At 53.1% G+C, this 10442-nt stretch carries 10 protein-coding genes; 6 read left to right on the top strand and 4 right to left on the bottom strand.

Annotated elements, in window-relative coordinates; genetic code table 11:
• The first annotated feature begins 120 nt into the window (after positions 1-120).
• Complete coding sequence (locus tag C4885_RS13715) at positions 121-1215, top strand: glycoside hydrolase family 105 protein (RefSeq protein WP_114000877.1); 1095 nt, start codon at positions 121-123, stop codon at positions 1213-1215.
• A gap of 434 nt (positions 1216-1649) precedes the next feature.
• Positions 1650-1805, top strand: a complete 156-nt coding sequence (locus tag C4885_RS16535) for a hypothetical protein (protein WP_158538908.1) — start codon at positions 1650-1652, stop codon at positions 1803-1805.
• A gap of 63 nt (positions 1806-1868) precedes the next feature.
• On the opposite strand, the gene C4885_RS13710 is transcribed toward C4885_RS16535, so the two are convergent.
• From C4885_RS13710 to C4885_RS13700, 3 genes are read right to left on the bottom strand one after another with little or no spacing between them, the layout of a single operon-like run.
• Positions 1869-2918: a glycoside hydrolase family 88 protein gene (locus C4885_RS13710; protein WP_114000876.1), complete on the bottom strand. Its 1050-nt coding sequence runs from the start codon at positions 2916-2918 to the stop codon at positions 1869-1871.
• A 14-nt stretch (positions 2919-2932) separates the two neighbouring features.
• Positions 2933-3787, bottom strand: coding sequence for a sugar phosphate isomerase/epimerase (locus tag C4885_RS13705; protein WP_114000875.1), 855 nt, complete (start codon positions 3785-3787; stop codon positions 2933-2935).
• Positions 3788-3799: 12 nt separating this feature from the next.
• Positions 3800-4504, bottom strand: coding sequence for a hypothetical protein (locus C4885_RS13700; RefSeq protein WP_147237845.1), 705 nt, complete (start codon positions 4502-4504; stop codon positions 3800-3802).
• Between the two features lie 168 nt (positions 4505-4672).
• On the opposite strand from C4885_RS13700, the gene C4885_RS13695 reads away from it, so the two are divergent.
• Together C4885_RS13695 and C4885_RS13690 are read left to right on the top strand one after the other, a co-directional pair.
• Positions 4673-6025: a glycoside hydrolase family 28 protein gene (locus C4885_RS13695; RefSeq protein WP_114000873.1), complete on the top strand. Its 1353-nt coding sequence runs from the start codon at positions 4673-4675 to the stop codon at positions 6023-6025.
• Between the two features lie 23 nt (positions 6026-6048).
• Positions 6049-7038: an aldo/keto reductase gene (locus C4885_RS13690; protein ID WP_114000872.1), complete on the top strand. Its 990-nt coding sequence runs from the start codon at positions 6049-6051 to the stop codon at positions 7036-7038.
• 65 nt (positions 7039-7103) lie between these two features.
• On the opposite strand, the gene C4885_RS13685 is transcribed toward C4885_RS13690, so the two are convergent.
• Entirely contained in the window at positions 7104-8033 is a 930-nt protein-coding gene (locus tag C4885_RS13685; protein WP_158538907.1) for an AraC family transcriptional regulator, read from the bottom strand.
• Positions 8034-8438: 405 nt separating this feature from the next.
• Here C4885_RS13685 and C4885_RS13680 point away from each other — a divergent pair, with 405 nt between their 5' ends.
• Positions 8439-9392 carry a sugar ABC transporter permease gene (locus tag C4885_RS13680; RefSeq protein ID WP_114000870.1) on the top strand — a complete coding sequence of 318 codons (954 nt, stop codon included), beginning with the start codon at positions 8439-8441 and terminating at the stop codon, positions 9390-9392.
• A 15-nt stretch (positions 9393-9407) separates the two neighbouring features.
• Positions 9408-10340 carry a carbohydrate ABC transporter permease gene (locus C4885_RS13675; protein WP_114000869.1) on the top strand — a complete coding sequence of 311 codons (933 nt, stop codon included), beginning with the start codon at positions 9408-9410 and terminating at the stop codon, positions 10338-10340.
• Positions 10341-10442: the final 102 nt, after the last annotated feature.

Genomic DNA, 10442 nt, shown 5'->3' with positions numbered 1-10442 from the left:
TATTATCTGCGCTTTTGGCTTGGCATCTGCCGCACCTCGCTCGCCGTATCGGCACTTAGAATTATGCGGTATTGCCTCAGGTATACGGAGTAATTGTACGTACATCAAAAAGGACAAAAAATGGAAACAACACTGTTTTATGCCCGCGCCGCCTGCGATACAATGATGCGCAAGTTTGCTGCTGCCGACCTGCCGCCGAAAGGCCATTTCTATTATCACCAGGGCGTTTTTCTTTCCGGGGTGCTGAAAACCTGGCAGCTGACCGGGGAACAGAAGTACCTGGACTATGCCGCAAGCTGGGTCCACGCCGTTTTTGACGAAAGCGGAAAAGTTAAACAGTACAAGCGCGCTGACCTTGACGATATCCAGGCCGGCATTTTGCTGTACACCCTGTACGATGCAACTGGGGATGAATTCTACCGCCGCTGTATCGAAAGCGTTGCCGCCCAGGTGCAGGATATTCCACGCTGCCAGTGCGGCGGTTTCTGGCACACCTGCGGCTCGTCGAACCAGATGTGGCTGGACGGCTTGTATATGGCCTGCCCGTTCATTGCGGAGTATGCCCGCCGCTTTGACCGTCCGGAATGGACGGATTTGGTTGTCAACGAGATTCGCCTGATGCGGGAGCACACTCGCGATGCCAAGACCGGGCTGTGGTATCACGCCTGGGACGAGAGCCGCAAAGCGGATTGGTGCAACCCCGAAACCGGGCTTGCACCGGAATTCTGGGGCCGCAGCATTGGCTGGGTGCCGGTGGCCATTCAGGATGTGCTGGAACAGATGGACCCGGATGATGAACGCCGCGCCGCTTTGGAACTGTATGTGCGCGACCTGCTGACCAGCCTCTTGCGCTATCAGAGTGCGGATGGCCGCTGGTATCAGGTTGTGAACAAAGGCGATCAGCCCGGTAACTGGTTGGAAAATTCCTGCTCTTGCCTATATGCCGCGGCGCTGGCTCGCGCTGCCCGCACCGGACTGATGAGCGCTGAGGCGATTGATGCTGCAAAACGTGCCTTTGACGGCGTTGTGAACAGCCTGGAATGGCAGGGTGAGGATATCCAGATCGGTCATGTCTGCATCGGAACTGGTGTTGGCAACTATCAGTTCTACTGTGACCGTCCCTGCGTCACAAATGACCTGCACGGTGTTGGTGCTTTCCTGCTGATGTGTACCGAACTGCAGGTGGCAGAGAATGTTTGTGCGCAAAACAGATGAGATGTGCCCAAATGTAAGGGCAACACCGCACAATTCCCGCCTAACGGCTTAAGCACCGCTCCGGCGGCTGCGGCACGGCATCTGCGTTGCCAAAATGCTCGATAAGACATCCAGTATTATCTGCGCTTTTGGCTTAGCATCTGCCGCACCTCGCTCGCCGTATCGGCACTTAGAATTATGCGGTATTGCCCAAGAACTTTATTTTGCGGCGCAGACAATAGCAGATACCGCTGAATTGTATTGGGATAAGCCCGATACCGCGGGGGCAGAGGCTGAATATCATCTCTTCGTGGATGATGAACGGATGGCTGTGATGAACCCACTGGATGCTGGCCGGTTTGCAGCCGGAGCATTCCTATTACGCCAAGCTCTGAGATAACCAAAAAAGAAATTGTGTCCTGCACTCTCAGGGTATCTGGAACGGCGATGCGATCATGGTGAATCCCATCGAAATTGAAGGGTTCCGTACACCAGGGCATACCATTCATGATGTGACCTTGAGGGATTGCACTTTACCGCAGGATGCGAGCATCCGTCTGGCCTTGTATGATGAGCTGACCTTGCAGAATATCCACAGCGCAGCTGAATAAGCAGAAATCCCGGTATGGTACGAACTGTGTACCATACCGGGATTTCATTATAGGAACAAGTTTTTACAGCGCACCGTCAGAACGGACATTGTCATAGTTCAGCACACCCGCGAAGAACGCAAGCGCCAATCCCTGGCCCCAGCCCTGAATCCAGTCGCGGCTGATGCTGCGGTAACCGTCGGCATCTTTCATAACCGCGGTGCCGCCGGAAACATTCAGCACGCGGCCATCCGGGCTGACGTTTGCCAGCATACCGGGGATAGATTTATTGATGTACTTGATGTGCAGCGGGTTGCCCTTGGCGATCATGGCGGCAGCGATGCCGGCGCTGGCGCTGACTTCCTCATAAGAAGTTTCATCGTCCACAATGGTGCGCCACAGGCCGTTTTCGGTCTGGTAAAGCTTAAGTGCGGCAAGCTGGTCGTTCAGGCTGCCGACAACATCCAAAAACTTGGGGTACAGGTAGCACTGCGGCAGGCGAATGCCCACCTGAGACATGGTATACGCGGCCCAGGCATTGGCGCGGCCCCACTTGATGCCGGACATGTGGTCCCCGGTAATATTGTTATAGCCGTGGTAGTACAGCCCGCTTTCAGGGTCCTGCAAATATTTGATATGCCAGTAATACTGGTTCAGCGCGTCATCAATCAGCTGTTCATCTTTCAGCAGCACACCCATGCGCAGAAGGAAAAAGCCTGCCATAAACAGGGTATCGGCCCATGCCTGCTCCGGAAAATCATTGTTGACGGAGACCGTGTGCTGTAAAACATGGTCGCCAAAGCGCAGGGCTTCTTTTTCCAGATACTCCACCTTGCTCTTGGCAATGTTCAGATACTTCTCGTCGCCGGTGTGCTGGTACAGCGTGATCAGACAATGTCCCATCGAACAGGTATTGACCGTCCAGCGGGGCAGGCCCAGCTCAATATATTCATCCACGCGGTCCTTGACCAGCTGCAAATAACGTTCATTTTTCGTAACTTCGTAAGCCTCACAGATGCCGTAATACGCCACGCCGCAGGGCCAATCCCAGGTCATATCCATGCGCATGGTGCGGTCAACGATCTTATCAATTGTTGCTTCGATCTGCACCTTATCAAAAATCAGGTTTGCCATTTTCGTTGCTCCTTTTATTTCATGCGTTTCTCTTCAATGCTTTGCTGCATCTGATGCAAAATTTTTATATCTGCGGGGGCGCATTCCAGGATAACTTCATCCCGGATCAGCGGTGTTTCGGGTGCGTATTGGGCCAGCCAGTCCAGAATGGGGGCATAGTCCATCTGCCCCTTGCCAAGGCCGACCAGCGTTTTGGTGCCATCGGGTTCAATGCGGCAATCTTTACAGTGCATCGCGCCCAGCTGCTTGCCAATGACCGCCAGCCAGCTTTTCCAATGCTCTGCCTGGAAGGCTGCATTCTGGGCATCCTTTGTGGTAAACAGATTTACCGGGTCAAAAATGACCTTTATATTATTCGGGGCATCCAAGGCCTGCAATAGCTCGGCCAAAATTTCCGGGCTGCACAAGGGGTGGATCGCCACCGGCTCCACGCCAAAAACTGCGTCCAGCCGCACAGCTTCTTCAGCAATGCGCTGCAGGCTGTCCAGCATCAGCGGGCGGCGCAGGGCTTTTTCTTCATCGGACAAGGCGGTCCAGGAAGTCTCGCTGCCAACCATTCTGGCACCCACCTGCTTTGCGTACCTCAGGCAGCGCTTCACATTTTCTACCCCGGCAAGACGGGCGGGCTCATCGGGCGCGCTCAAATCCATGTAGCAGCTTAATACGGTGATTTCGATATCCTCGGCATCAAATGCCTGAAAAATTGCGGAAAGCTGTGCATCTGTGACCGATGCAAAATCTTCAATGCCTTCAATCGCCCGCGGCATTGCCAGCTGCGCACCAGTATACCCGGCAGTGTGCAGAATGTGCGCTAGTTGGACGGAGGTATGTTTGCCGTAGTCATGGGCACGGCAGCCGATACGGATCATTGTGCAAACCTCCTATTCGTGGGTACCTGCACAGCGGGGGAGATAAACAAAATTTGGAGCATCCGGCCCCTGCTGTTCTTTGGCAAAATGCTCAAAGTGACTTTCTGGGTCAACAGCAAGCCATTCTTGCAGCTCGGCGCTTGGTACACCGGGTTGGTGGCGGATATTTACATGGGTACGCGGTTCTTCCAGATAAGAAAACAGCAGGTTTTCCTGTACACTGATCAGATGCCAGCGATCCCCCTCCAGCAAGCCCTCGCTCACCAGCTTTAGATGGTACTCCATGTAGCTGCACCATTTATCCGGTTTCAAAACGGCAATGCGCCCATGCTGTGCACCGGAATGGCGCTCACGCAGCCAATCACCGGCAGTGGTGGGGATATCGTGGTAAAAATACGGCTGCATTGCTACCCAGCGGCGGGGCAGGGCTTCGCCCACGGCAGCGGGCCATGGGCAAAGCAGTGCATCCAGCAGGGGCGACAACCCATCCGGCGCAAGCGCTGTGCCGACAGATTCAAGGTACAGGAACAAGTGCGCCTGATACCGAAACAGCGAAGCTGTCAGCAGCTGGTGTGCTTGGCGCAGCCCCTCAACGGTTTGGGAAAATTCCTGCATGGCAGCAGCAAGAGATACCGCATCGATTCCACTGTGCAGCACAGCATGGAATGATGCGCGAACCACGGGACAAAGCTGCCATGTAAGGCTTTCTGACGGCATTTGCCTACCCCCAATACGACTTATTTATTTTATTGTAAGCCGCCCAGCCGGGAAAATGCAACTTGTATAATGCACGGATTCTTTGTGATAATTGAAGTTTACAGACAATAAAAACTGTGTTATGATGGGCACAATTTAGGCAGAGTTCCTGCCGGAAGGAGCAGAACAATGGAATACAACATTCTTTCCTGCGGTGCGGTGGCGGACGGAAGGACAAACTGCGCAACTGCTATCCAAAACGCTGTGGATACGGCCTCGGCGGCAGGCGGCGGGCGCGTCATCATCCCGGCCGGGCAGTATCTGAGTGGGTCGGTATTGCTGAAAGATAATGTGGAACTTTACCTGGAAAGCGACGCGGTCCTTATCAGCAGCCTGGACCCTGTAGATATCAAACCGTTCCCCCAAGGGGGAAACGGCGTGAACCCTGACGATACTGCCGATGGCTGGCAGAGCGGCTTCTTTTTGGGTGCATCCCACGCCAAAAATGTGACCATCAGCGGTATGGGTACGATTTACGGCCAGGGCGACCAGGTGTTTTTGGACAAAAACGAAGATAACGGTTTCCATGAATGCCCCAAAACCTGCGAAGCGTTCCGCCCGCGCATGATGCTGTTTGAAGATGTGGAAAACTTTACCGTGCGCGATGTAACGCTGAAAGATGCCGCTTTTTGGACACTGCATATGGCAGGCTGCCAGAATGTGCGCATTGACGGAATAAAAATCCTGAACGATGACCGCGGAGCCAATAACGACGGCATTGACCCGGACTGCTGCCGCAATGTGGTAATTGCCAACTGCATTGTCTCAACGGGTGATGACGCCATTGTGGTAAAATCCACCGGCCCCATGTCGCGCCGGTATGGTGTGTGTGAGAATATCACCATCACGAACTGCGTGCTGCATTCCCGCGATTCCGCCTTGAAAATTGGCACCGAGACCCACGGAACGATCCGCAACGTAACTTTAAGCGACTGCATTATTGACCGCTGCTCCCGTGCGGTGGGTATCTGGGTACGCGATGGAGGAACGGTGGAGGATATCCATATTCACCACCTGACCGGATCCACCCTGCGCTATGCAGACCGCTATGCCGAGCCGGGTGCACCGGGCTGGTGGGGAAAGGGCGAACCGATTTTCATCAGTGCGACCCCCAGGAAAAACAGCCGGACAAAGACAGGAACCATCCGGAACGTTACATTCGATAACCTGTCCATTACCTGCGAAAGCTGTGCGTTCCTGGCCGGTGAGCCGGAAAGCTGCCTGCGGGATATCCGCATCCGGGACCTGCACATGACTTTTAAGCGACAGGGAACCCAGCCGGGAGGCTTGTTTGATGAACAGCCATCGGTGCGGCATGTGTACTCCCATGCGATCCCCGCATTGTATGCCCGCAGTGTGAAACAGCTGACCGTGCAGGACAGCACCGTGCGCTATGCGGATAAAAGCGAAGCGTGGGCGAGCGAAGTTACAACACTGGAGGACTGTACGGAAAGTGCAGTTGACCTTAAAAAAATTCAATAATCCTTGTAAGGAGGCAGATATTTATGTACCAGGCTGCACAAAACCGTTACAACACCCTGCCAACCCGCCGCTGCGGAAACAGCGGCCTGCTGCTGCCCGCTGTTTCGCTGGGGCTGTGGCATAATTTTGGCGATACCTCCCCGTATGAGAACATGCGTGCGCTCTGCCGTACGGCGTTTGATAACGGCATTACCCACTTTGACCTTGCCAATAACTATGGCCCAGAACCGGGTGCTGCCGAGCGCAATTTTGGCCGGATCCTACACGATGACCTTGGCGTTTACCGCGATGAGCTGATTATTTCCACCAAAGCAGGCTATGAAATGTGGGACGGCCCTTACGGCAACTGGGGCAGCCGCAAATACCTGCTGGCCAGCCTGGATCAAAGCCTGCGCCGCATGGGGCTGGACTATGTGGATATTTTTTACCACCACCGCATGGATCCTAACACCCCGTTGGAAGAAACAATGGGTGCGCTGGCCCAGGCGGTGCGCAGCGGCAAGGCGCTGTATGTCGGCCTATCCAACTATGACGGCCCCACGCTGGAAAAAGCCACTGCGATTTTGGACGAACTGCATGTGCCGTTTATCATCAATCAGAACCGCTACTCGATTTTTGACCGCACGATTGAAAATAACGGCCTGAAAGCGATGGCTGCTCGGTTGCATAAGGGAATTATCACCTTCAGTCCGCTGGCACAAGGACTGTTGACCAACCGATATCTGCAGGGGATTCCGGCTGACAGCCGGGTACGCACAGACGGGCGATTTTTGAAAGAAAAGGATATTACGCCGGAAAAAATCGCTCAGATCAATGCCCTGAACGATATTGCCCAGGCCCGCGGACAGACGCTGGCTGAAATGGCCCTGGCCTGGCTGCTGAGCCATGATGAGATTACGACCGTGCTGATCGGTGCATCGAAAACCAGCCAGATCCTGGATAACATCAAAGCAGTGCAGAACACGAGCTTTACGGCAGAGGAACTGGAAGCGATCGACAGAATCAGCAAATAAGCCGCAATCGATAATTTGAAAGGGAAGCCGTTTGCAGAGAACGGCTTCCCTTTTTGTTTCGGGAGTTATGGGGTTGGCGGGCGCAGCCAGCCGCTGTATTTCAAGATAGAAGTACCAATGCCGGTGCCTGTGGCCCGCCGCCAGTCCGATGGGGCGGTGCCCATCACCTCATAAAAATGGCGGTTGAAGCTGGACATGGAGCCAAAGCCGACTTTTTCACTGATGGTCAGGATCGAATCATCGGTCATGCGCAAAAGGCTGCAAGCTTTTGCAATGCGCGTCCGGTTCAGGTAGTCCAGCGGCCCCATGCCGACAAGCTCCCGGAACACCCTGCGAAAATGGGATTCGCTCATGCTGCACGCATCGGCAAGGTCGCGGATGCTGAAATTCTCCATATAGAATTCATCAATATAGGTCAATGCAGGTGCAATGACCATGCGGTTTGCTGAGGCAGAATCATTTTGCTCGGTGGAAAGCCGCATGACTTCGGTAATCAGGGCAACAAACAGTCCGCGCACGCTGATCTCATAGTTCAGGGAACGTGTTTGCATTTCCTGCAGGATCATCTTGACATAATTTGCCAGCGCGGGGTGGTCGGCAGAGGAAAAAATGCCGCTCCAGCCATGCAGTACCTGGGCCAGCAGGCGGCTGTTTGGCAGGGCTGCGGGGTCAAAAAAGGGGCGCAGCAGCTCCTCTGCATCGGTAAAAATATAACTCCATTTGCTGGCACAGCCTGGGTCAGACCACGTTGTGTGCGGAACATCCCCGGCAACAAAGGTAATATCCCCGGCTTTGAAGGGGACAACCTTCCCGGAAAAGTTCATTTTCCCACTGTCACTTTCACAAATGCCGATTTCCAGGCAGTTATGAAAATGCAGCACACCGGATGGCACATCTGAAATGCGCCATTCCTCACCGGCAATGACCTGGAGAGGGAAGTGGGGCGGAAACTCATAACTCCGGTATTCAATTACCGTTTTGCTGTGGCGGCCCATGGCGGAAGCCTCCTTGCCTTTGTTGGTTTCTATGCTGTCTCTATTGTACCATGAAAAAATCTGCTTGGGTTTTTGTTTTATTCTACTAATCATGTGCAAAAACGCCTTGTTAGAAATATGATATAGCTGAAACGACCATAAAAGCAAGTGATATACAGGAAACAAGGTGCAGCATTACGATAATAATCCAAATAAATAAGCGTGTTTTCTCAATATACAGGGAATATGAATGCTCTAAATTGAAATTCTTGAGCGTTTTTGCATAGCAATTGAAGAAAAGTAGTGAGAAAATGGTTGCAACAAAGTGCATAATAGAAACAACGAAAGAGAAAAAAAACTGGTGCAAATGCAAAACGGCTCAGGTTTTTGTATCAAACCACATGGAAAAAGGAGGAGCGACCCAGTATGGCAAAACCGCAAAAGTCCACTGCACAATCGGAAGTACCGGGGCTCGTTAAAAAGGGGCCATTGTACTACTTAAAGCGGGACTGGCAGCTGTACGCACTGATGTTGCTGCCAATGGTGTTCATCATCGTTTTCAAGTACTTCGCCTACACGGGCTTGTCTGTAGCGTTCCTGGATTATAAGATAGGCAAAGGTTACGCGGGCAGCAAGTTTGTTGGCTTAAAGATCTTCGAGAAAGTTTTTAAGCACCGTGATTTCACCAAAGCCGTTGTCAATACGCTGCTGCTGAACGTGCTGGATCTGATCTTCAGCTTCCCGATGCCCATTATCCTGGCGCTGCTGCTGAATGAGATCCGCGTCAAATGGTTCAAGCGCACGACCCAGACGCTGCTTTATCTGCCGCACTTCTTGTCCTGGGTCGTCATTGGCGCTGTTGCTTACCAGATGTTTGCAACGCAGTCCGGCGTTGTCAATGCGCTGATTGCCAATGCGGGCAAAAGCCCCATTCCGTTCCTGCAGGAAGATGGCTGGTGGCTGTTCAGCTATGTGCTGATCGGCGTTTGGCAGACCATGGGCTGGGGAACCATCATTTACTTAGCCGCCATCACGAACGTCAATTCTGAATTGTACGAGGCTGCTAAGGTCGATGGTGCCAATCGCTGGCAGCAATGCCTGCATGTTACGTTGCCTTGCATCCGCTCCACCATCGTGGTCATGCTGATCATGCAGCTTGGCAAACTGATGGGCGGCAGCTTCGAACGTATCGTTGCTTTGTCCAATGCCAAGGCAACCGAATTCACCACCACCATCCCGGTTCTGGTTTACAAATGGTTCCAGGGCAACAAATTCAGCGAATCCACAGCGCTTGGCCTGTTCCAGTCCGTGATCGGCGTGATTCTGGTTATCGCATCCGACCGTGTCGCCAAAAAACTTGGCGAGGATGGCCTGCTGTAAGGAGGGAAGATAGATATGACCACTGCCACAGCACCTGCTGTTGAAAAGCGCAAAAAGCCTTGGACCAAGGCCCGCGTGATTGACCTGATCATCGACATCTTCTGCTTCGTGATCGTCGGTGCAGCATCTTTGACCTGTATCCTGCCTTTCATCCATATTTTGGCAAAGTCTTTGTCCGATAATGCTTACGTTGTTGCAAACCGCGTGATTCTGCTGCCAATGAGTGATGCCGGCATCAATCTGGATGCTTACAATAAGGTGTTCCATGACCCCACCATTATGCAGTCCTTGTGGGTCACCGCCCTGGTTACCGTTGTGTTTACAGCAATCGGTATGTTTCTTACGGTTTGTGCCTCCTATGCGCTGACCCGCCCGGAATTCCATGGCCGCAAGGTGTTCACCTTTATGATCATGTTCACGATGTACTTTACCGCCGGTACGATCCCTGACTACCTGCTGATGAACCAGCTGCACATGCTGGATACCATCTGGTGCCTGATTTTGCCGCTGTGCTTTGCACCGTACAACCTGTTGATCATGAAGAACAACTTCCAGGGTTCTATCCCCGAAAGCCTGATCGAGTCCGCCCGCCTGGACGGTGCTTCCCACTTCACCATTCTGGCAAAGATCGTTGTGCCGCTGTCCAAACCCATCATGGCAACCATCGCCCTGTTCTATGCAGTTGGCCGTTGGAATGCCTACTCCGATGCGCTGTACTACATTAAACAGAATGTCTCGCTGCGCCCGCTGCAGCTCAAACTGTATTACCTGATTGTTGCCGCGAGTGAAAGTTTCCAGTCCGAGGGTGTTTCCACCGTTGCTATGACGAATCCCGAAGTTCTGAAAGCTGCCTGCATCATCTTCGCCGCTGTGCCTATCATCTGCGTATATCCGTTCATCCAGAAATACTTTGTCCAGGGCACGATGGTTGGTGCTGTCAAAGGTTAAGGCAACACCGCACAATTCTCGCCTTACGGCTTAAGCACCGCTCCGGCGGCTGCGGCACGGCATCTGCGTTGCCAAAATGCTCGATAATGTCGGGTTGCGGTA

Source organism: Subdoligranulum sp. APC924/74, assembly GCF_003324125.1.
GTDB lineage: Bacteria > Bacillota > Clostridia > Oscillospirales > Ruminococcaceae > Gemmiger > Gemmiger qucibialis.
Note: the sequence above shows the minus strand (reverse complement) of the source record. Positions and strands in the feature narration are given on the sequence as shown.